This is a genomic window from Endozoicomonas sp. 2B-B (assembly GCF_053470045.1).
The window spans coordinates 3,894,865-3,917,213 of the sequence record NZ_JBLZMU010000001.1 but is presented as its reverse complement, the minus strand read 5'-3'; the positions used below and the strand labels follow the sequence as shown (position 1 = coordinate 3,917,213).

The window sequence follows — 22,349 nt, the reverse complement described above, 5'->3', positions numbered from 1 at the left end:
CGAGAGATATCAGAACAGGTGAGAAAAAATAAAACAACTTCAAATTTAAGGTCTATTGTTATCCCTGCTTAATAAAATTTGTAGGCAAACCCAATTATGAGAACGGCAAGGCTTCTCGCTATGACACGCCTGTTTCTTTTATTCATCCTGTCTGTCATTTTACCGTTTGCTGGTCACAGTTTTGCTTATAGTAACCTGGTGCGCTGGCCAGATTGGGGGAGTTCTTCCAAAGACATTGTGAAGCGGGGCGAGGTATCAGGGATAATTAACAAACTGTCGTTTATCGGGAGCAATCCGCCCCTTCTTCTTACTTATCATCGCAAGATGCTTGAAGAGAGCGGTCAAACAGTTTCTGAACTGGAGAACAATCAGCTTTATATTATCCTCGATAGCCAACCGGGCGACCTGTTTAATTTTTGTTTCAGGACGCCCCCCGCATCTTCGACTGGAAATTTTCCCTCCCCTCCTGTAATTAAGAAGACTGTATCTCATCAGGGTATGACGGATATACAAAATGGAAGAATGAGACGGGTCGAATCGGCACCAGACAGTGGTTTCCGGCAGCATGAGTACTCGGCCAGATGGCGTTTACCGGCAGGTAATCAGTCTTTGGTTCTGGCCATTGAAGACAATGATAATGGGTGGGTTATAGAACCGGAATGTAGCGGTATTTTTTCAGAAAGCGCTGCTTTTAAGTCGTCATCGGGCAGCAGCACATTCGATAGCAAAAAAGCATCATTTGTCGATATTTTTTACCTTAATAAACAGGCTGTAAAACATGGGCCTGATATTCCTGAAGGCAGCAGCCGTTTCAGTGGGCCTTTTGCGATACCCGGAGCCTCTGATACTGCTGATAACAGCGAGCCATACATAAGCTCTGGCGGTGGCAGTTTTGGTGGTGGCGATAATTTAGACGATTTATTCAAGAAAAAGCCAGGAAATGGGATGGCTCCTCTTTACTCTTTCGAAGTAACGAGTGAGCCATTCAGTAGAATGATCCTGATGCCTGTTCCTGGCGCAGTCGGCCAGACCGCAAAAAAACAGATTTGGGATAACCGGATTGTGCTCAAAATCAAGCAGGGTTGGAATGGGCAGGCGATCATTATTTCGCAGGAACTTTGGAATAAGATAAGGGGTGCAAATCTTGAAAGGAGTTCAGGGCTTTTTCTGGCGTTGTCCAGAAATCCTGATAATCCTGAAGCTGCATTTTATCATTACCTGAGCAGTCACCCAGCACAGCCTTTGCAGGCAGAAGACTATCGTCGTTATGCACAGCAAGAGTTCATTTTAAGTCCCAAACAATTACGCAGCGTGACCGTTTTTCCGGGTACTGTTCCTACAGGGATAGGCCATTCTGGAGGAACCGGAACCAGTCAGGCTGAAAATCAAAAGGGTGACGTTAATAGGACTCCGCCTACCAATACGCAGTTTCAAAGTGGCGATGGTCGTCAAGATCAAGGCAGCAGAGGTGGAAGTGGGAGTGGAGGAGACGATGGGTCAGATGGATCACCAGACAGTGGGTTATGCCAAAATTGTAATAAACCGGCACTGGCTTTCGATAAATGCAAAGAATGTCTGGATCGTGAATCCAGTGTACTTGAGCAGGATCCGACTGAAGAACTGCTTCCTGCAATAAGACAATATGAGGGAAAGCCTGAGTCAGGAGCCAGTATCGTTGAGTTGGAATCGACTGAAGAACTGCTTCCTGCAATAAGTCAAAATAGGGAAATACCTGTATCAGGAACAAAAGATGCTGATACTTCAGCAATCCAGGTATTTGAATGGTTCAAAATGTTGGAATCAAATGAGAGTCAGAGAGAAGATTGTTTTCGCATTAATGATTACTATAAGTTCCCAGAGCTTTATAGACTTTTAACTCAAAGTTTTATGTCAGATAAAAATACGCTACGTAAATTTCATTCGAAATGGGTTAAGTTTTTAAATGGCAGTCTATCTCTTTATCACCTTATTTCAGATGTGGGGGAATTGGCAAAATCTCAGGGAATTGAAGATTATGTTGAAGTGGCAAAAATTGTTAAAGCACTTGCTGTTTACAGGGATGACTTTGAGAACGAAATCGGTTTGAAAAAATTCAGAAACGAATTGCTGAACTACTTAACGAGAAATGATTTTTTCGCTTCTGATGACCCAGGTAAAGTTTTTTATCCAGGATTAGGTCGCCAGGAAAAAGCAGAGTTAATTAATAATATTTATCAGATATTTGAAAAAACGAGTCGACCTCTACAGAGTGAAAGATTTCCATCGAGGTTTACAACAATATCAATGTTAAATAAATTTGCCAGAGATGTTTATGCTAAGTATGGTTTTGGTCTTCCGGATCTGGAAATGGAATATGAGGACACACCAGGAATTCTTATGTGGGGCTGTGGGAGTAGTGGTGAATATTCTTTTATTACTCCATATAACAAAGATTTTATAAGTGGAATCATTAGTCAATCACTTCATATGCTGGCATTAGGAGTTACTGCCAATGAATATTTGGATTTTGGTGCTGTTGAAGCTATGATTACCGCCTTTGTTCTTATAGGATCAATGCACGGACAACGTTTAAATGATATGTTCCCTGAATATGCCAGTTTTACGAAAGATTTACCCAGTGAGCAACTTGAGCTTTTAAGCGCTTTTAGCATTAAAGCCCATGAAGCGCTTGTTAAGGTTCTGGAACAGGCTGGATCAGAAAAAAAAGACAAATTTATACGTAGTATGTTTATGATCTTTGGTATGGTTCCTGAGAAGCTATCGGATGAGCTGTAAGATCAATCATCGGATCCCGAACCTGTTCCCTTAACGCAAGCCGCTGCACATGCAGACGCATATCCACAGGATCATGAATCAGAAATAAGCGCGCTACAGCCTCTAACCTTGAATTCTGATACAGCGGAAATCCTGGATGTGTGTTCCAGACTCGATATCGATTGTTCCTCATTTGTCAAAAAAAGCACACCACAGTCTGTAACTTTGGACTCTACCGTAGCGCAAGAGGAACTCTTGAATATTGGTTTTAAAATAGGTATTGATTGGCAAAAATTTGCCAGAAATACCGGTGTTCTTAATGAAAAACATATAATAGAAATTGATAAAGCTAACGTTGGGTTTGATGATAAGGCAAGGGCAATGATGGAAAAATGGAAAAATGGAAAAGCATGAAATTTCGGATTACCTTCAATGACTTGCTGGATGTTTTTACACTAATCGGACGATTTGATCTTATAACCGAGGTAGTAGATCGTTATCATTTGTGAAATTGTTAACTTTTTATCCGGCTCCCCAAGAGAACTAAAATGGCTATCCCTGTATTTGACTAATTGACCGGATATAATAATCTTCTCCTGCTTCCGATTATTACTGCTGTAGCAGGAGATCCCATTACTCGAACCCGCAGCAGCCTGTTTTGACTGATTCAGGTACTGCCTGAGCCGTCAAGCAACAACATTGATTTTGTTAGTTTAGGGGCAAAGTGATGGCGACGTTTAATAGTAGTTTGGCTGCGAATTTTAAAGGTTTTTTCGAGAAATATCAGAAAAGATGGGAATAGATAAAACAACTTCAAATTTAGGGTCTATTGTTATCCCTCCTCAATAAAATTTGTAGGCAAAACTCACTATGAAAACGGCAAGGATTTTCGCTATGACTCGCTTGTTTCTGTCGTTCATCCTGTCTTTTATTTTGCCACTTGCAGGTCACAGTTCTGCTTATACCAGCCTGTTGAGTTGGCCAGATTGGGGGAGTTCTCCCAAAGACACTGAGAAGTGGGGTGAGGCATCAGGAGAGATTAACAAACTGTCGTTTATAGGGAGCAATCCGCCCCTCCTTCTTACTTATGATCGCAAGACGCTTGAAGAGAGCGGTAAAACAGTTTCTGAACTGGAGAAAAATCAGCTTTACATCATCCTCGATAGCCAACCGGGTGACCTGTTTAATTTTTGTTTCAGGACGCCTCCTGCATTATCGACAGGAAATTTTCCCTCCCCTCCTGTCATTAAAAAACCTCTAACGGATCAGGGTATGATGGATATACAAAATGGGAGAATGAGACGGGTCGAATCGGCACAAGACAGTGGTTTCCGGCAGCATGAGTACTCGGCCAGATGGCGTTTACCGGCAGGTAATCAGTCTTTGGTTCTGGCCATCGAAGACAATGGTAATGGATGGGTTATTGAACCGGAATGTAGCGGTATTCTTTCAGAAAACGCTGTTTTAAAGTCGTCATCGGGCAGCAACGCATCTGATAGCAAAAAAGCATCATTTGTCGATATTTTTTACCGTAATAAACAACCTGTACAAAATGGGCCTGGTAAGCCTGATGGCAGCAGCCGTTTCAGTGGGCCTTTTGCAATACCCGGAACCTCTGAGACTGCCGATAACAGCGAGCCTTACATAAGCTCTGGTGGTGGCGGTTTTGGTGGTGGCGATGATTTAGGTGATTTATTCAAGAAAAAGCCAGGAAATGGGATGGCTCCCCTTTACTCTTTTGAATTAACGAGTCAGCCGGTCAGTAGAATGATCCTGGTGCCTGTCGCCGGCGGGCAGACCGTAAAAAAACAAATTTGGGATACCCGGATTGTGCTCAAAATCAAACGGGGTTGGAATGAGCAGGTGATTATTATTTCGCAGGAACTTTGGAATAAGATAAGGGGTGCAAATCTTGAAAGGAGTTCAGGGCTTTTTCTGGCATTGTCCAAAAATCCCGATAATCCGGAAGCTGCATTTGAGCATTTCCTGAGCAGTCAACCGGCACAGCCGTTACAAACGGAAGACTATCGTCGTTATGCACAGCACGAGTTTATTTTAAGTCCCAAACAATTACGCAGCGTGACCGTTTTTCCGGGCCATGTCCCCACTGGGATCAGCCACTCCGGGGGAAGCAGTGAGGCTGAAAAACAAATGGCCGACCTTAGTGAAACCCCACCTGCCAATACCCGGTTTAAACAAGACAATGGTCGTGAAAGTCAAGGTAGCCGAGGTGGAAATGGGAGTGGGGGCGACGATGGGTCAGGTGGATCTTCAAACAATGGGTTATGCCAAAATTGTAATAAACCGGTATTAGCTTTCAATAAATGTAAAGAATGTCTGGATCGTGAATCCAGTGCACTTGAGCAGGAACCGACTAAAAAACTGCTTCCTTTAGTAGGAGGAGTTAGGAAAATGCCAGAATCAGGAATCAATGTGCTAGAACAGGAGGCGACTGAAGAACAGCCTCTTGCCACTAGACAAGATAGAGAAATACCGGTGTCAGGAACAAAAGATGCTGATGCTTCAGCAATCGAGGTGTTCCAATGGTTCAAAAGTTTGAAATTAAATGATAGGCGGAGAGCAAATCTTTTTCACACTAATCATCACTATATTTTTCCAGAAATTTATAATCTTTTAACTCATAGTTTTTTTTCAGACAAAAATACTCTTAGTGATTTTCATTCGAAATGGATTAGTTTTGTAGAGAATAATATATCACTTTATGATCTTATTTTATATGTTGGTGAGTTGGCAACATCGCAGGGAGTCGAAGAGCATCTCGAGGTGACGAGAATTATTATAGCGCTTGCATTATATAGAAATGTATATATAGACGAAGTTGCGCTGGTGCGATTCAAAAACGAATTGCTGAACAGCCTGGTGGATAATAATCTTTTGATATCTGATGACTCAGACCAAGTTTTTTATTCAGGGTTAGTTCGCGAAAAGAAAGTGGTGCTAATTAATTCTATTTATCAGTTTTTTAAAAAGACGGGGCGTCTACTACAAGAAGAAACTGTTCCGTCGGGATTTAAAACAATAGAAATGTTAAATAAATTAGGCAGAGATGTTTATGCTAAGTATATTTTTGGTTTTCCGGTTATTGATGGCCAAGGGTTTGACATTATTATGTGGGGCTATTCGAGCCAAGGTCAATATTCTTTTATTACTCCATCTAACAAAAATAATTTGCTTGAAATGCCTGATCATCAAACACTTCAGGGACTAGCATTAAATGTTTCTGGCGATGGATCATCAAAATGTGAAGATGTTAGGGGTATGTTTACTGCTTTAGTTCTTATAAGATCAATGTTATCGTATCGTTTAAGTGGTATATTTCCTGAACATAGTCTTTTAGCTGAAGAGCTACCCAGTAAAGAACTTGAGCTTTTGATGGATTTTACCCTTAAAGCCAGAGAAAAGCTTGTTGAGGCATTGGAGCTTAGTGAGCCAGAAGAAAGAGACGAATTCATTCGTAGTATGTTTTTGATCTTTGGTATGGTACCTAGAGAATTATCTAATCTATTGTCTTGGGAAGTTAATCACGAATTTTTTCCGTTAACGCAAGCCGCTGAGTATGTATCGAAACATCCGCGGTATCATCCATTTAAAACAGGCACTCCACAGGCGGTAATTATGAAAGCTCCTTTACCACTGGGAGAATTGCTGAATATTGGTCTTAAACTAGGGAAAGATTGGAAGAATTTTGCCAGACAAACGGGTGTTTTTAGTAATCACAACCTAAGGAGTATTGATGATGATATCGATGAAGATGATGGAAAGGCAATGGAAATGCTGGAACGATGGAAAAAAAGGAAAGTTGGACTTACCTTTAAAGACTTACTGCTTGTTCTTGAAAAAATAAAACGAAATGATCTCAAGCGCGAAGTAATGGATCGTTATGGTCTTTGAAACTATTGGCTTTTCAGCTTGTTCCCATGCTTTTTGGCTCTGTAGCTTGTAGCGTGGGAACGAGTTGTTGTAGTTTTGTGACAGTCTTCAGAACACGGGGTTAAACGGCATATCTGATAAAGAATCTGAATGTTTTTGTCAGGATTTCTTGCGAAGATGTTAGTAAGAATATTGAACAAATATCAAAACTGAGACTCTTAAATAGTCTGAGATGAAAGAGTTAGAGGGTTATACAATGTACTCAAACATAAATATGGAGGCTAGTGGCTCCTTTGCGGCTACAAATAATTGTCCAAATAACCAGGCAAAAGAGCCGGTAACGTATCAGGGTCATACCCTAGTCAGTGTGGAGTCTGTAGTCGGCTCTGATTTACCAGGGGTGAGTGCCTGTCAGCAAACCTCCATCAGGTTAAGAAAATACACCGCTTATGATCATCCTTTAAGTCATGTCTTTAAACATATTCAAGATGTTATTTCAAAAAAATATGGAATCACTGTTGGAATCAATAAAGACAGGCTTGTTTTTGATTTAACTAAAAAAATCAATGAAGAACAGGATCTGCTTTTAGAATTTGGTGAATATCATTATTTAGTCTCAAGTGCCTTCAATGGTACGGATATTCCTGATTTAATCAGAGCTGAAAGGCTAATTCCTATTGTTCTGAAAGGTGATAGTAAAAGTCAATTCATTTTAGAGTTTAAGTATTTTCCTGAGGCCTACGTGCATACTCTTTATGGAGAAGAGACGCCACTTAAAACACTATCTATTATGCCCTTTTATAATCCTGAAGCATTAAACGATGTTGATAGTTCTATGTTAAGGCTGGATATGTTTGATGTGGGGTTCATAGATGGCTCGCCACGATACATTTTTACTACAGGCATTTGCCCCTGCATTTGTGTTGCTTTTTTTGATAAATCTCTAAATAAGGTGCTACTTTGTCACTTTGCTGGTACAGATTTTTTATCTGAAAAACTATCAGAAATTTTTGATTTTTGCGATCAGCAGAAAATGAAAAGCCTTAAATGCCATATTGTTGGTGGAGAATGTAAGTTTCTAGGTCAGAAATACGGTTTTTTAGATTTAATTGACTTTATATCCGCAAAAGGTGTTCCCATAAAACAGATGTTTGTTGGTGATAGTAAAGACCGTCCAAAATCGGTAGTTATAGACACCAGGGATATGAGCTTGTATGGGCTTCCTTTTAGTGATCTTGATTTTCCTGCAAGCAGCCAAGACATGTATGTATCGAAAAAGAAACTTAGGCGTATAGCAAAGATGCCTCTCATAACGAAGAATCATAGCCTTTCATTATTAACGGCTGGTCTGGATGCCTGATTTAAACTGAAACGAGTGGAAAGGGCAGCCTTCGTGACACAGTATGTTCAAAGACTGGAGCATATTGTCGGCCTTTCTTGCAATGTTGTTAGTAATAAAAGTGAACGATTCTCGAAATAAAGTCTCTAAAATAACTGAGTGATTTAAGATTGAGGAATTATATATGGACCCAAGAACAGGCTTGCATGAAAGCTGTGTGTTTGCTTCCATAGATCACACTTCAAACAACCAAATTAAAGAGCAGGGAAATAATAAGGGGCATACTGTTTTGAGTGTTATGCCTCTGGTTTCGTCTGGTTCCTATGGGATGAGTGCCTGTCAGCAAACTCCTATCAGTTTAAGAAAATACACCGCTTATGATCATCCTGGGAAACAAGTCTTTAAACACATACAAGATGTTTTTTTAGAAAAAACCGGAATCCCTGTTGTCGTCAATAAAGGAAGGCTTGCTTTTGATTTAACTGAAAAAATCATTGATGATCAGGATGGCTTTTTTACATGCTCAGGGTGTCATGCTAAATTAGGACATCTATTTGATGGCACAGATATCCCTAATTTAATTAGATCTGAAAGACTAATTCCTGTTGTTCAGAAAGGTGATAGTGAAAATCAAATGCTTTTAGAGTTTAAGCATTTTCCTACTGCCTATGTCCATACTCTATATGGAGAAGAGACGACTCTTAAAACACTACCAATTGCACCTTTTTATAATTCTCAAGCTTTAAGTGACGTTAATACTTCGATGCTGAGGGTAGATGCGTTTGAAGTGGGGTTTAGCGATGGCTCACCACGATACATTTTTACTACAGGTCTTTACCCCTGCATTTGTGTCGCTTTTTTTGATAAATCTCAAAATAAAGTGGTACTTTGTCACTTTGGTGGAACAAGTATTTCACCCAAAAATCTATCAGAGATCTTTGATTTTTGTGATGAGCAAAAAATGAAAAGCCTTGAGTGTCACATTGTAGGCGGTCAATATAATTATCTAGGTCAGAAAAACGGTTTTTTAACTTTGATAGATTATATATCTTCAAAAGACGTACCCATAAACCAGATGTTTGTAGGAGATACCAAAGATCGCCCAAAATCTATAGTCATAGATACCAGAGACATGAACTTGTATAAGCTTCCTTTTTGTGAACTTGATTTTCCAGTAAGCCACTATGAAATGGATTCAACAAAGGAAAAGTTCAGGCATATGGCAACGATGCGTCTCATAACAAAAAAACACAGTCTTTCATTATTGACAGCTGGTTTGGATTCCTGAAGTGAATTGAAACTGATACAAGTCAAAAGGGCACCCTTAGTGGCACGCTAAGGATAAAAAAACTGGAGGTGTAACTATGTCAGACATAGTTGCAAAGTTGTTCGTAATGAGCGTGAACGACTGCCGAAATCAAGTCGCTAAAGTAGCCGAGTAGTTTAAGGAATTGTATTATGGACCCAAAAGTAGGCCTGGATGCAGACCTTGTTTTTACTTCTATAAAACACACTTCAAATAGCCAGTTAAAAGAACAGGTAACACATCAGGGGTATTCTGTTGCGAGTGTCGAGCCTGTAATCTCCCATGGCGATCAGGGGATGAGGGGTTATCAACAAACACCTGTCAGTTTAAGAAAATACTCTGCTGATGATGATCGTAGAAGTCATCTATTCAAAAAGATTCACGATATTGTTTCAGGAAAAAAAGGAATTACTGTTAGCATGAATAAAGATAGGCTTATTTTTGATTTGACTAAAAGAAATAATGTGAATCAGGACAACTATTTTAAAGATGGTGAATATCACGCTTTAATCGGAAATGCATTCGAAGGTACAGATATCCCTGATATAATCAGAGCGGAAAGGCTGATTCCTATTGCTCGGAAAGGCTATAAGGAGAAACAATTAACTGTAGAGCTCAAGGTTGCTCCTGAGGCCTACGTCCATACTTTGTATGGTCAGGAAGTGCTACTTGAAACGAAGCCTTTTACCCCTTTTTATAATCCCCGGGCATTAAAGGATGCTGATACCTCTATGTTAAGAGTCAATATGGATGAATTGGGGTTCACAGATGGTTCGCCACGATATATATTTACCACGGCTCTCGCTCCCTGCATTTGTCTTGCTCTTTTTGACGGGTCTCAAAGTAAAGTGCTACTTGGTCATTTTGGGGCTGCTGATTTTTCATATGAAAAGCTGTCAGATATTTACAAGTTTTGTGATCAACAACAAATGAGAAGCCTCGAGTGTCATATTGTCGGTGGCTGGTATCAATATTTAGGTATGGAAAACGGTTTTTTGAGCTTGATCGATTTTGTATCTTCAAAAGGTATTCCCATAAAACAGTTGTTTGTCGGTGACACCCCAGATCGTCCAATGTCCGTAGTTGTAGATACTAAGGATATGAGTCTGTACGGGCTTCCTTTCAAAAGCCTGGACTTTCCGACAAGTATTGTAGAAAGGTTCAGAGCAAAGAAAGAACTCAAGCGCTTAGCCAAATTGTTTCTCCTGACAAAAGATCATAGCCTTTCACTATACACATCTGGTTTGGATGCCTGATGCGAGTTAAAAGTGAAGTGCGAAATAAGGACATTGATACAGAGTAAAGAAGCTCCGGCCTGTTTAACGGAGCTTTTCAAACGTTGCGCGGTCAGTCGTGGAGGTGTTCCGCTGCGTAAAGTGTGTTTTCCAGCAGAGTGGCCACGGTCATCGGGCCCACACCGCCTGGTACAGGCGTGATCCAACTGGCTCTCTGCTGTGCCGTTTCGAACTCGATATCACCTACCAGTCGACCGTCGTCCATACGGTTAATGCCGATGTCGATGACTATTGCACCTTCTTTAACCCATTCACCTTTGACCAGTCCTGGTTTGCCAACGGCAACCACCAGAATCTCGGCTCCGCCTACAACCTCTTTGAGGTCGTGGGTAAAGCGATGAGCTGTTGTTGTTGTGCAGCCTGCCAACAGTAATTCCATGGTCATGGGGCGGCCAACGATGTTGGATGCGCCAACGATCACTGCATTTTTGCCGCGAATGGCTTCACCGGTACTCTCTAGCAGGGTCATAACACCTTTTGGTGTGCAGGGGCGCAGCATTGGGATGCGTTGAACCAGACGGCCAATATTATAAGGGTGGAAACCATCTACGTCTTTGTCAGGACGAATGCGTTCTAATACAGGGTCGCAGTTGATGTGCTCTGGCAGTGGCAGCTGAACCAGGATGCCATCAATGGCCGGGTCCTCATTCAGCTGGTCAATAAGGCCCAAAAGGTCTGCTTCGCTGGTAGAAGCAGGCAGGTCATGAGAAACAGAGTGAAAGCCAACACGTTCACAGTCACTTCTTTTTTTGCCTACGTATACCTGGGAGGCAGGGTCGTCACCCAGCAGAACGACAGCAAGACCCGGTACCCTGAGTCCCTGTACAATCCGTTGTTTGACGCGTTCAGCAATGGAATCTTTCAGTTTTTCGGCAATGGCCTTGCCGTCAATGATTCTAGCGGTCATGGTTCTTGGTGGATGCCTGTTAAGCGGACGAGTTGCCCATTTTATCATGGAAGTTCTTTATTGTTCATGAATTGAATAGGTCGAAGATACCTATAGCTATTAGATGGAGTTCTCCTGGAGTGCCGAATGACCCGGGTGATTGTTTTCGGCTGAAAAAATGAACGTTTCGAGTCTGGTCAGTCTGGTACTCCTGTGTTAGATTGTTTGCCGTTGGAAGCAAGGCGGAGCTCAAGTCCGGCGACTCGTTGATGGCTCAGATGATTGAATTAAATCGACGTTGACGAGACACTCTCTTCTGGGTAATATTCGCCGCGCTGCAACGATCAGCACATTGGATTAACAGAAAGTTATCCATGACTCGGGGTATAGCGCAGTCTGGTAGCGCGCCTGCTTTGGGAGCAGGATGTCGGGAGTTCGAATCTCTCTACCCCGACCAGATTAATCACTGGTTAAAATGTTCTTAATGTTTAGACGAGTGATAACTTATGATGCGCCCGTAGCTCAGCTGGATAGAGCATCCGCCTTCTAAGCGGATGGTCGCAGGTTCGAATCCTGCCGGGCGCGCCATAATTAACTGTCTCGAAGAGTCGGTTATTGCTGGTGGGCGTAGCTCAGTTGGTAGAGCCCCGGATTGTGATTCCGGTGGTCGTGGGTTCGAACCCCATCGTCCACCCCAGTATGAAAAAAGGGTTTAAGCCCGATATTTGGTTTGTCAAGAGTTAAGCAGCATCAGTAAAGTGCTGTAAGCGGATGTGGTGGAATTGGTAGACACGCTGGATTTAGGTTCCAGTGCCGCGAGGCGTGAGAGTTCGAGTCTCTCCATCCGCACCAGTGAACGATACGGGGATAAGCTTGCTTATCCCCGTTTTTGTATTGGAAAAATAGCCTGTTTGAGCCGGGCATTCTCTCTGCAACTAGTCCGCAGTCCCAGCTCGCTGGTGAGGCGTGAGAGGGGCAGGGGTCTGTTTGTATGATCCGGGGTGCAACCTATAAGTACTTTTGCTAGTCTATGCGCCTTTGTTCCATACGTACTGCAACTCAGGTTTTATTGAGGAACGCAAATGCAAGTCTCCGTAGAAACGACTTCCGGTCTGGAGCGTCGCCTGACAATTACAATCCCAGCCGACAAGATCGATGGGGAAATCAACAAGCGACTGCAGGATCTGTCTCGTCGTGTTCGCCTGGATGGTTTCCGTCCCGGCAAAGTGCCTATGAAGGTCGTTAAGCGTCGCTATGGCCTGGGTGCACGTCAGGAAGTGCTCGGTGAGCAGATGCAACAGGCGTTTGTAGAAGCGATAACCCAGGAAAATTTGAATCCTGCAGGTGCGCCCCGTGTTGAACCCAAGAATGACGAAGAAGGCAAGGATTTTGAATTCGTAGCCATCTTCGAGGTTTATCCGGAGATTGTAGTGGGTGACTTCGCAGGTGTTGAAGTTGAGCGCCCGGTCGCTGAAGTTTGCGATGCTGATATCGATGAAATGGTAGAAACTCTGCGTGCTCAGAGCAAAACCTTTGAAGATGTAGAGCGTGCTGCTGAACTGGGTGACCAGATCGTATTTGATTACGTGGGTTCCTTTGCTTCAGGAGAGAAAGACGGTGAAGAGTTTGACGGCGGCAAGGCTGAGAATGCCACTCTGGAGCTGGGCTCTGGTCAGATGATTCCGGGCTTTGAAGACGGTCTGGTTGGTGTTTCAGTCGGTGAAGAGAAGACGCTGGAACTGACCTTCCCGGAAGACTACCACGCTGAAGAGCTGAAAGGGCAAGCCGTTAAGTTTGCCTGCAAAGTGCACCAGGTGCAGGCTGCCACTCTGCCAGAACTTGATGAGGCATTCTTTGAGCGTTTCGGCGTAGCTGGGGGTGGCGAAGAAGCTTTCCGCACTGAAGTTCGCAAGAATATGGAGCGTGAACTTCGTCAGGCTATAAAGAGCAAGGTTAAGAATCAGGTAATGGACGGTCTGCTGACTACTCACGAGATTGAGGTTCCTTCGCCACTGGTAACTCAGGAAATCGACCGCATGCGTGAACAGGCTGTTCAACGCTTTGGTGGTGCTCAGGGTGGTTTCGATCCCAGGCAGTTGCCTGCTGAACTGTTTGAAAAAGATGCCAGGAAGCGTGTAGCTCTGGGTCTGCTGATTGGTGAAATCGTCAAGCAGCGCGAAATCAAGGTTGATGACGATCGCGTTCGCGCCATGATTGAAGAAATGGCCTCTGCTTACCAGACACCACAGCAGGTTATCGACTGGTACTACAGCAACGAAGAGCAGCTCTCTGAAGTGAAGTATGTTGTTCTGGAAGAGCAGGTAGTAGATACTGTTCTGGAAGCAGCCAAGGTTTCTGATAGCGAATGCAGCTACCAGGATGCAATCAAGCCAGCTGCTCCTGCTGAAGAAGCCGAAGCTTCCGAAGAACAGCTGGCCTGATCAGGGCGTCGTCTAAGGTTTTGACGCGCGCTGCCGTATTAACGCCTTGTGTGCGTCGATAATGTTAGTCACTGTATCACTACAGTGGTTAAACCATGACACGTTTCGCGACCCGCTCTATGCGGGTCGTTCCTCTTCGACTTGGCAAGGAGTTAAGACAGGACATGTCCAGACTGATCGAAACGCAATCCGTGGCAATCACCAATTCCGGCCTGGTTCCAATTGTCGTTGAGCAGTCCGCCAGAGGTGAGCGTTCTTACGACATATACTCAAGGCTACTCAAGGAAAGAGTTATCTTCCTGGTGGGTCAGGTTGAGGATCACATGGCCAATCTGGTTGTGGCTCAGCTACTGTTTCTTGAGTCAGAGAATCCAGACAAGGATATCCATCTCTATATCAATTCTCCGGGTGGCTCGGTTACTGCCGGTATGTCTATTTACGACACCATGCAGTTTATTAAACCGGATGTTTCAACCATGTGTATCGGGCAGGCCTGTAGCATGGGCTCACTGCTTCTGGCGGCAGGTGCTAACGGAAAACGTTATGCACTGCCTCACTCCAGAGTGATGATTCATCAGCCGCTGGGTGGTTTTCAGGGACAGGCGTCTGATATTGCTATTCACGCCCAGGAAATCATGACCATCAAGGAACGTTTGAATCATGTGCTGGCCAAGCATACCGGGCAGCCCATGGAAGTGGTTGAGAAAGATACTGACCGTGATAACTTCATGAGTGCCGAACAGGCAATGGAATACGGCCTGATTGACAAGGTTCTGAGTAGTCGCATTCCGACTGACAAGTAAAAGCGTGGAGTTTGAACGAAAATAGCCTCGAGCTGTCTATTCTTGTTCAGACTCCCGAGTACCATCTGGCAGAAACAGATTAAAATCAGGCAAAGGTGGACAGTGAGTGCTTTTGTGGAGGCAGTCTCAGTATTGGTAACAGATTGCCCCAATGTGACGGAGTAAATTGAATCCATGACAGTTTCTGCCTGAGGCATGAAAAATAGGTCTGACTAACCTCTCGTAGACTATTTTTCTGTAATTTCTCCTGTTTGACACTTGAAAATACGTCCCAATGCCTGCATCTTGTTTTTTATGACAGGTGTTGTTCCTCCAACAGGTAATCGAATGACCGACGAAACTAGCGGCAAGGGTGAAGATAACGGCAAGTTGCTGTACTGCTCTTTCTGCGGAAAAAGTCAGCATGAGGTGCGCAAGCTCATTGCCGGCCCTTCCGTATTTATTTGCGATGAGTGTGTTGATCTGTGCAACGACATCATCCGTGAAGAAATTCAGGACAGTGAAACAGAGACTTCCTCTGACAAGCTGCCGACACCCCGGGAAATCAAGGATATTCTCGACGAATATGTGATCGGTCAACCGCGCGCTAAGAAAGTGTTGTCGGTTGCTGTATACAACCACTACAAGCGCCTGCGATATGGCGATAAGAAAAAAGATGATGTAGAGCTGGGCAAGAGTAATATCATGCTGCTCGGGCCTACCGGCAGTGGTAAGACATTGCTGGCCGAGACACTGGCAAGGCTGCTAAATGTGCCCTTTACTATTGCCGATGCCACCACTCTGACCGAAGCAGGTTATGTGGGTGAAGATGTTGAAAATATCATCCAGAAGCTGCTACAGAAGTGTGACTACGATGTAGAGAAGGCCCAGGTGGGCATTGTTTATATTGATGAAATTGACAAGATTTCCAGAAAGTCTGACAACCCCTCAATTACCCGTGATGTATCCGGTGAAGGTGTTCAGCAAGCCCTGCTCAAGTTGATTGAAGGTACCGTTGCTTCTGTTCCGCCACAAGGTGGTCGCAAGCATCCTCAGCAGGAGTTCCTGCAGGTAGATACCTCCAATATCCTGTTTATCTGTGGTGGTGCCTTTGCCGGTCTGGATAAAGTGATTCGGGACCGCACTGATAAAGGTGGTATTGGTTTCTCGGCGGAAGTGAAGAGCAAGGATAGCAAGAAGGATCTGAGTGAAATCTTTAATGAGGTTGAACCGGAAGATCTGGTTAAGTTTGGTCTGATTCCGGAGTTTATTGGTCGTCTGCCAGTGATTGCCACGCTGGAAGAACTGGATGAAGCTGCTCTGGTTCAGATTCTGACCGAACCAAAGAATGCTCTGACCAAGCAGTATTCAAAGCTCTTCGAAATGGAAGATGTCGATGTCGACTTCCGTGAAGACGCTCTGCGTGCAGTGGCTAAGAAAGCTATGGAACGAAAGACGGGTGCCCGTGGTCTAAGGTCCATTCTCGAAGGTGTTTTGCTGGACTCCATGTACGACATACCGTCAGAGAGGACGGTTTCCAAAGTGGTCATTGACGCTTCCGTGATTGAAGGCAAGTCTGAACCGCTGATGATTTATGAAAACACTGGAGCACAGATGGCAGCATCTGACGACAGTTGACTATAAGTTCGCATTTTTACAGAACCGGGAACCCTGTCAAATGGCAGGGTTTCTTTTTCCCAGGAGCAAATCCACAACCGACCAAAATAGCGGGATTCTGGTAAAACGCTTATTGCTTTATTTTTTCAGTGTTGGATTACATAGGCCCAGCTCTGATGGGGATGACAGAAAAATACAAGAGATACATTGCTCTTGACAGACTTCAAAAACTGTTACATTAACGAATTTGGTCAGCGTTATTGTGGTACTAAGGTCTATAAATTTTACTTGCCGGGTGGGTAGAGAGTCTTGTAAAAAATCAGATCAGTGGCCGTATAGAGAATTGATCGAAAGAAGTTGCGAAGATAAGCTTCTCAATCATGAAAATCTACCACAGTTGGAAGCAATAAACACTATTGTAATTTCCGCAAAAAAGAAGCATCTTAAACCTTAAGCCAACGGTGCTGCACGTTTACAGGATGTTGCCCGTTGTGAGCCGTTCCGGAACATTATAATACCGGAGTCATGTAAGTAGAAATGCCGTAAGGGGACTGAGTCATGGATAAAAACGATACTTTGCATCTGTCAGAGCCCTTTGAGCTGCCATTGCTGCCTCTCAGGGATGTGGTGGTGTATCCGCACATGGTGATACCGCTTTTTGTCGGGCGTGAGAAATCCATACAGGCCCTTGACCTTGCCATGGAGCAAGATAAGAAGATTCTTTTGGTGGCCCAGAAAAATGCCCAGGTCGATGATCCGGTCGTAGACGATATTTTTCAGGTGGGCACACTTGCCAGCATTTTACAGCTTCTAAAGTTACCCGATGGTACCGTCAAAGTTTTGGTTGAAGGTGAGGGCCGTGTCACTATCAATCGTTTGGATGAAAGTAATGATTATGTTACGGCGGAAGTTCAGGAATTCATTGAGCAGGAAGTCAGTGAGCGCGAGTCGGAAGTTCTGACCCGGTCATTAATGTCCCAGTTTGAACAGTATGTTCAACTGAGCAAGAAAGTGCCTTCTGATGTACTGACGTCCCTGACAGGAATCAATGTGCCCTCCAAGCTGGTTGACACTGTCGCCGCTCACATGCCCATGAAGATTGAGGACAAGCAGAAAGTGCTTGAAGTCGAAGATTTGGGTGAGCGGCTGGAATACCTGATCGGTATTATGCAGGGTGAGTTGGATTTTCTGCAGGTTGAAAAGAAGATTCGTGGCCGTGTCAAAAAACAGATGGAGCGCAGTCAGCGTGAGTACTATCTGAATGAGCAGATGAAGGCTATCCAGAAAGAATTGGGTGATATGGATGAGACGCCTAATGAGTTGGAAGAGCTGAAACAGAAGATTGATGATGCAGGTATGCCTGTCGAGGCGAAAGAGAAGGCCATAGCAGAGCTCAGCAAGCTCAAGATGATGTCGCCAATGTCCGCTGAAGCGACTGTGGTCCGTGGTTATATCGACTGGATGATTGCTGTACCCTGGAAAAAGCGCAGCAAAGTTCGTCATGACATGAGGCGTGCTCAGGATATTCTTGAAGCAGAACACTATGGTCTGGAAGAGGTGAAGGAGCGTATTCTGGAATACCTGGCAGTACAGAAACGTGTTCGCAAGATAAAAGGTCCTGTTCTGTGTCTGGTGGGACCTCCCGGTGTTGGTAAAACCTCTTTGGGCGAGTCGATTGCCAGGGCTACTAATCGTAAGTTTGTTCGTATGGCTCTCGGTGGTGTTCGTGATGAAGCGGAGATCCGTGGCCACAGAAGAACCTATATTGGTTCCATGCCCGGCAAGCTGATACAGAAAATGGCCAAGTCCGAAGTGCGTAACCCGCTTTTCCTGTTGGATGAAATTGACAAGATGGGTTCTGATATGAGGGGCGATCCTTCTTCAGCTTTGTTGGAGGTACTGGATCCCGAGCAGAACAACTCATTCAACGATCACTATCTGGAAGTGGACTATGACCTCTCTGATGTCATGTTTGTTTGTACCTCCAACTCCATGGATATCCCGGCACCACTGCTGGATCGTATGGAAGTGATCCGGATTCCGGGTTACACCGAAGATGAAAAAGTGAATATTGCCCAGCGTTATCTCGTCACCAAGCAGATCAAGAACAGTGGTCTCAAGGCTGGTGAGCTGGAGTTTGAGGAAGACGCCATACGTGATGTCATCCGTTACTTCACTCGGGAAGCAGGCGTCCGGGGGCTGGAAAGGGAAATTGCCAAAATTTGCCGTAAGGCGGTTAAGGATGAAGCACTTTCTGCTCAAGAGCGTTACGATACAGTGACCCCTGAATCACTGGAATATTTCCTGGGGGTTCGCAAGTTCAGCTTTGGTAAGGCGGAAGATCAGGATCAGGTGGGTCAGGTAACCGGACTGGCCTGGACCCAGGTTGGCGGTGAGCTGCTGACTATTGAGTCAATGGCGGTGCCTGGGAAAGGGCAGATTACCAAGACGGGTTCTCTTGGGGATGTTATGCAGGAGTCTATCCAGGCTGCCCTGACTGTCGTTCGTAGCAGAGCCCATTCACTGGGAATTCCTCAGGATTTCCACCAGAAGAATGATCTGCACATTCACGTTCCTGAGGGAGCTACGCCCAAGGATGGCCCAAGTGCCGGTATCGGCATGTGCACAGCTCTGGTTTCTGTACTGACTGATATTCCAGTCAAGGCCGATGTTGCCATGACCGGGGAAATCACTCTGAGAGGGCAGGTGCTGGCCATTGGTGGTTTGAAAGAGAAGCTTTTGGCGGCACATCGAGGTGGTATCAAGACGGTCGTTATTCCGGAAGAGAATCGCCGGGATCTGAAAGAGATTCCGGAGAATATCAAGGAAGACCTTACGATCGTGCCGGTGAAGTGGATTGATGAAGTGCTGGAGATTGCCTTGCAGTATATGCCAACTGCTGACAATGAAGAGCCGATTAAGGATCTTGAAACCGAGGCTGCATCTGGTAGGAGACGTTTAATCAAGACCCATTGAGCATACTGATCCTATTAAAACAACAGGCTGGTACAAAAGTACTGGCCTTTTTTTTGGAGTTAGTGCGCAGAGGCAGTATTGGCGGTTGTTGCCGCTGTTGACAGTTCCCATAAGGCATTGGTATAAACAGCGTCTGCTGTTAAGTAGGCTCTTGTGGGTTTTAGGAGCCTGAGAATTATCCGTTTCGGATACAATCTGCAACTCGTTTGATGCTGTTTCGCTTTTTTGCCCTGTTCAATTCTTTCAGATGGAAAGTCAGAGGGTATTTCGAAGTCGTTGTGGCCGTTCTGTAATAAACGGGGAGCTGTTGTTAACTGTTTGATTGGAACATACGATCAGATTAGGCAGAAAACGGCAGAAATTACCGGGTAACCTGCGCTATCGCTTGAGTTTTCAGCTAAAATCACGCAGCATAGCAAAGCACCCGTCAGGTATGGTATCTGGGGCAGTCAGACTGTCTTCAGTACCAACAAGCTATTTTTGGTTATAGCTATTTTTGGCTATAAAAGCATCGTACAAAGAAGGGGAATAGAGTGAACAAGTCCGAGCTGATTGAAGCAATTGCGGCATCTGCTGACCTTCCCAAGGCTGCCGCTGGTCGTGCCCTGGACGCCATGATTAACTCTGTCACCAATGCACTTAAAGATGGTGAACAGGTCGTCCTGGTTGGTTTTGGTACATTCGCTGTTAAAGAGCGTGCGGCTCGAACTGGCCGTAACCCTCAAACCGGTGAGCCTATTGAGATTGCCGCTTCCAAGATCCCTAGCTTCAAGGCTGGTAAAGCTCTTAAGGATGCGGTTAACAGCTGATAGCGCGCCTGGGATGAAGTCCTGAGACTTCAACAAACCACAAAGGAACTGTGGCAAGAATCTGCAGTTGTTTTCAAAAAGGCTGTTAATTTTTTGCTGCTTTCCGAAAAGGCGCATCTTAAGATGCGCTTTTTTTGTTGGTGAAGCCTGAAATTCTGAAACTCCGTTTTACGGGTCAGGGGATAAAGGTCATACCAGCAGCACCTGACACTACGTCTCAAGAGCTCATTCTCAAGAGCTTACAGAGAGGTAAGTGATGTCATCGTAACAGGGCTCGAACATCAGGTTCGTGTCTCTATGAATATAAAGCTAAAGCGAGCCCGGAACCTGAGGTTAGTATGCTCCAATCAATGAGGGATAAGGCAAAGAGCTGGGTAACATTTGTTGTTGTCGGCATCATTGCTTTTATGATGGCGATTACCGGCCTGGAAACACTGGCGCCGAATCCTAATAATCCTAACGTTGCTAGCGTTAACGGTGAAGATATCACCCGTGCCCAGTTGACACAGTCGCTGGAGCAACAGAGAAGAATGCTTATTCAGCAGATGGGTGATCAGTTTGATCCATCCCTGATTGATGAAAAACAACTCAGGGAGTCTGTTCTTCAATCTCTGATTGATCGCAGTCTGCTGCTGCAGGAAGCCAAAAATGGTGGTATGGGTTTAGGTCAGAAAGAACTGGATGCCATGATCGTTCGTATGCCTGAATTTCAACAGGACGGTAAATTCGACCAGGATCGCTTCATGATGATGGTCCGCAGTTTGGGTATGTCTCCAGCTCAGTTCCGTGTGCTTTTGAGTGACGAAACAGTTTTGCAGCAAATTCAGGCCGGTGTTGCAGGTTCCGAGTTTGTCACCCAGTCAGAGATTAACAGGCTGACTGCCCTGGAAAGCCAGAAGCGTGAGATAACCTGGCTGACACTGGATGTTGCAAAAGTTCGTGACAGTATTGAACCGACTGAAGATCAGGTTAAATCCTACTACGAAGCCCACCGTGATCAGTACATGACATCAGAGCAGGTTGAGATCAGTTTCGTAGAAATGGATAGGGCTTCCATGGTTGAGGATCTTGAAGTCGATGAGCAGGCTGTCAAAGATGAATACCAGCGTCGACTCCAGGACATCGAAGAGAATGCCGCTGATACACAAACAGTGTCCACTATTTTGATTCAGACCGGTGATCAGCGCTCACTGGAAGAAGCTCGTAAAATTGCTGCAGAAGTAGAGTCCAGGCTGAAGGCGGGTGAAGCTTTTGCCAGGCTGGCAGAAGAGTACTCGGACGATCCCGTAACCTCTGCCAAAGGCGGTGATATGGGGCAGGTTCAACCAGGCATCTTTGGTGATACTTTTGATGAAACGGTGGCCTCTCTTGAGCCAGGACAGGTTTCCAGGCCAGTTGAAACTGACTTTGGAGTCCAGATCATCAAATTAACTTCTCGCGAGAAGCCCGTCATTTCGAGCTTTGATGAACTGAAAGATGAAATTGCTACCGGGCTTAAGGCTCAGGAAGCCGAAACCATTTATCTGGAAAAAACCCGTAAGCTGGCGGATATCAGCTTCGAAGCATCTGATCTGGCCCAACCGGCAGAACAGCTGGGCCTGACCATCCAGACGGCAGGTCCTTTTACTCGCCAGGGTGGAAGCACCGATGTAACTTCAAACGCTAAAGTTATTGCAGCTGCCTTCAGTGATGATGTGCTTGAACTGGGTGCCAACAGTGAACTGATTGAGCTGTCTCCAGAAAAGGCCATGGTTCTTAGAGTTAAAAAGCACCTTAAACCAGAATTGCGTCCTATGGCTGAAGTGCAGGACAGCATTGTACAGGCTCTCAAGATTGAAGAAGCACGAGAGCAGCTGGTCAAGAGGGCAGAAGCTCTGCAGGCGAAACTGGTAGCCGGCGACACGGTTAAGCAGGTAGCTGAATCTGAGGGTCTGAACTGGACTGAGGCAAAGACGATTGCCAGAAGAGAGCAGGGCGTTCCTCAACCCCTTCTGATTGAATCTTTCAAAATGCCTCATCCTGAAGACGGGAAGTCGAGCTATGCTTCAGTCGAATTGTCCAATGGTGATATCGCTGTTGTTGCCCTTAGTAAAGTAGTTGAAGGTAAGCCACTCGAGGCAGATACCGCCAGTAATCGAATGATGGCGAGCTACATCGCTAACGGTAATGGACGTAACCTCTTTACCGAGTACCTCAAGAGCCTGAAGGAAACCGCAAAGGTTAAGATCACTAAACAAGAAGAGTGATCTCAGG

12 protein-coding genes, 4 tRNA genes and 1 pseudogene are annotated in these 22,349 nt (G+C 44.8%); 16 read left to right on the top strand and 1 reads right to left on the bottom strand.

From position 1 onward, the window contains the following. The first annotated feature begins 120 nt into the window (after positions 1-120). The 6 genes from ACOMHB_RS14905 (at position 121) to ACOMHB_RS14880 (ending at position 10,546) form a co-directional block, all read left to right on the top strand. Entirely contained in the window at positions 121-2,775 is a 2,655-nt protein-coding gene (locus tag ACOMHB_RS14905) for a hypothetical protein (RefSeq protein ID WP_448217207.1), read from the top strand. 234 nt (positions 2,776-3,009) lie between these two features. Further along, the gene (locus tag ACOMHB_RS14900) at positions 3,010-3,168 is read left to right on the top strand and encodes a death domain-containing protein (RefSeq protein WP_448217206.1); all 159 of its coding nucleotides are present in this window, start codon (positions 3,010-3,012) and stop codon (positions 3,166-3,168) included. A 480-nt stretch (positions 3,169-3,648) separates the two neighbouring features. Next, positions 3,649-6,666 (top strand): hypothetical protein, encoded by a 3,018-nt coding sequence (locus ACOMHB_RS14895; RefSeq protein ID WP_448217205.1) that lies wholly within the window; start codon positions 3,649-3,651, stop codon positions 6,664-6,666. Between the two features lie 211 nt (positions 6,667-6,877). Further along, a complete protein-coding gene (locus ACOMHB_RS14890; RefSeq protein WP_448217204.1) occupies positions 6,878-8,005 on the top strand; it encodes a hypothetical protein in 1,128 nt (375 codons plus the stop codon). 163 nt (positions 8,006-8,168) lie between these two features. After that, positions 8,169-9,272, top strand: coding sequence for a hypothetical protein (locus ACOMHB_RS14885; protein ID WP_448217203.1), 1,104 nt, complete (start codon positions 8,169-8,171; stop codon positions 9,270-9,272). A gap of 170 nt (positions 9,273-9,442) precedes the next feature. Then, the gene (locus ACOMHB_RS14880; protein WP_448217202.1) at positions 9,443-10,546 is read left to right on the top strand and encodes a hypothetical protein; all 1,104 of its coding nucleotides are present in this window, start codon (positions 9,443-9,445) and stop codon (positions 10,544-10,546) included. Positions 10,547-10,637: 91 nt separating this feature from the next. Here the strand turns inward: ACOMHB_RS14880 and folD are convergent, their stop codons facing one another. After that, on the bottom strand, positions 10,638-11,492 hold the full coding sequence (gene folD / locus ACOMHB_RS14875) for a bifunctional methylenetetrahydrofolate dehydrogenase/methenyltetrahydrofolate cyclohydrolase FolD (RefSeq protein ID WP_422133929.1): 855 nt from the start codon (positions 11,490-11,492) through the stop codon (positions 10,638-10,640). 359 nt (positions 11,493-11,851) lie between these two features. On the opposite strand from folD, the gene ACOMHB_RS14870 reads away from it, so the two are divergent. The 10 genes and pseudogenes from ACOMHB_RS14870 (at position 11,852) to ACOMHB_RS14825 (ending at position 22,342) form a co-directional block, all read left to right on the top strand. Continuing rightward, positions 11,852-11,928, top strand: a tRNA-Pro gene (locus tag ACOMHB_RS14870). A 54-nt stretch (positions 11,929-11,982) separates the two neighbouring features. Next, positions 11,983-12,059: transfer RNA gene (locus ACOMHB_RS14865), tRNA-Arg, on the top strand. A 33-nt stretch (positions 12,060-12,092) separates the two neighbouring features. Further along, positions 12,093-12,168: transfer RNA gene (locus ACOMHB_RS14860), tRNA-His, on the top strand. Between the two features lie 70 nt (positions 12,169-12,238). Further along, positions 12,239-12,323: transfer RNA gene (locus ACOMHB_RS14855), tRNA-Leu, on the top strand. A 230-nt stretch (positions 12,324-12,553) separates the two neighbouring features. Further along, positions 12,554-13,912 carry a trigger factor gene (gene tig / locus ACOMHB_RS14850; RefSeq protein ID WP_422133928.1) on the top strand — a complete coding sequence of 453 codons (1,359 nt, stop codon included), beginning with the start codon at positions 12,554-12,556 and terminating at the stop codon, positions 13,910-13,912. A gap of 164 nt (positions 13,913-14,076) precedes the next feature. Then, positions 14,077-14,715 carry an ATP-dependent Clp endopeptidase proteolytic subunit ClpP gene (gene clpP / locus ACOMHB_RS14845; RefSeq protein WP_422133927.1) on the top strand — a complete coding sequence of 213 codons (639 nt, stop codon included), beginning with the start codon at positions 14,077-14,079 and terminating at the stop codon, positions 14,713-14,715. Positions 14,716-15,042: 327 nt separating this feature from the next. Next, complete coding sequence (gene clpX / locus ACOMHB_RS14840; protein WP_448217201.1) at positions 15,043-16,332, top strand: ATP-dependent Clp protease ATP-binding subunit ClpX; 1,290 nt, start codon at positions 15,043-15,045, stop codon at positions 16,330-16,332. Between the two features lie 537 nt (positions 16,333-16,869). Further along, positions 16,870-19,287: an endopeptidase La gene (gene lon, locus ACOMHB_RS14835; protein WP_448217200.1), complete on the top strand. Its 2,418-nt coding sequence runs from the start codon at positions 16,870-16,872 to the stop codon at positions 19,285-19,287. A 530-nt stretch (positions 19,288-19,817) separates the two neighbouring features. Then, positions 19,818-20,096, top strand: a pseudogene (locus tag ACOMHB_RS14830) (HU family DNA-binding protein); the annotation flags it as partial. 338 nt (positions 20,097-20,434) lie between these two features. Then, positions 20,435-22,342, top strand: a complete 1,908-nt coding sequence (locus ACOMHB_RS14825; RefSeq protein ID WP_448217199.1) for a SurA N-terminal domain-containing protein — start codon at positions 20,435-20,437, stop codon at positions 22,340-22,342. The last annotated feature ends 7 nt before the right edge of the window (positions 22,343-22,349 follow it).

Excerpts from the sequence above, each read along its gene's own strand:
- ACOMHB_RS14885 (WP_448217203.1), top strand. The coding sequence starts at position 8,169 with ATGGACCCAAGAACAGGCTTGCATGAAAGCTGTGTGTTTGCTTCCATA.
- ACOMHB_RS14825 (WP_448217199.1), top strand. The coding sequence starts at position 20,435 with ATGCTCCAATCAATGAGGGATAAGGCAAAGAGCTGGGTAACATTTGTT.
- ACOMHB_RS14905 (WP_448217207.1), top strand. The coding sequence starts at position 121 with ATGACACGCCTGTTTCTTTTATTCATCCTGTCTGTCATTTTACCGTTT.
- tig (WP_422133928.1), top strand. The coding sequence starts at position 12,554 with ATGCAAGTCTCCGTAGAAACGACTTCCGGTCTGGAGCGTCGCCTGACA.
- clpP (WP_422133927.1), top strand. The coding sequence starts at position 14,077 with ATGTCCAGACTGATCGAAACGCAATCCGTGGCAATCACCAATTCCGGC.
- ACOMHB_RS14895 (WP_448217205.1), top strand. The coding sequence starts at position 3,649 with ATGACTCGCTTGTTTCTGTCGTTCATCCTGTCTTTTATTTTGCCACTT.
- ACOMHB_RS14890 (WP_448217204.1), top strand. The coding sequence starts at position 6,878 with ATGAAAGAGTTAGAGGGTTATACAATGTACTCAAACATAAATATGGAG.
- lon (WP_448217200.1), top strand. The coding sequence starts at position 16,870 with ATGGATAAAAACGATACTTTGCATCTGTCAGAGCCCTTTGAGCTGCCA.
- clpX (WP_448217201.1), top strand. The coding sequence starts at position 15,043 with ATGACCGACGAAACTAGCGGCAAGGGTGAAGATAACGGCAAGTTGCTG.
- ACOMHB_RS14880 (WP_448217202.1), top strand. The coding sequence starts at position 9,443 with ATGGACCCAAAAGTAGGCCTGGATGCAGACCTTGTTTTTACTTCTATA.
- folD (WP_422133929.1), bottom strand. The coding sequence starts at position 11,492 with ATGACCGCTAGAATCATTGACGGCAAGGCCATTGCCGAAAAACTGAAA.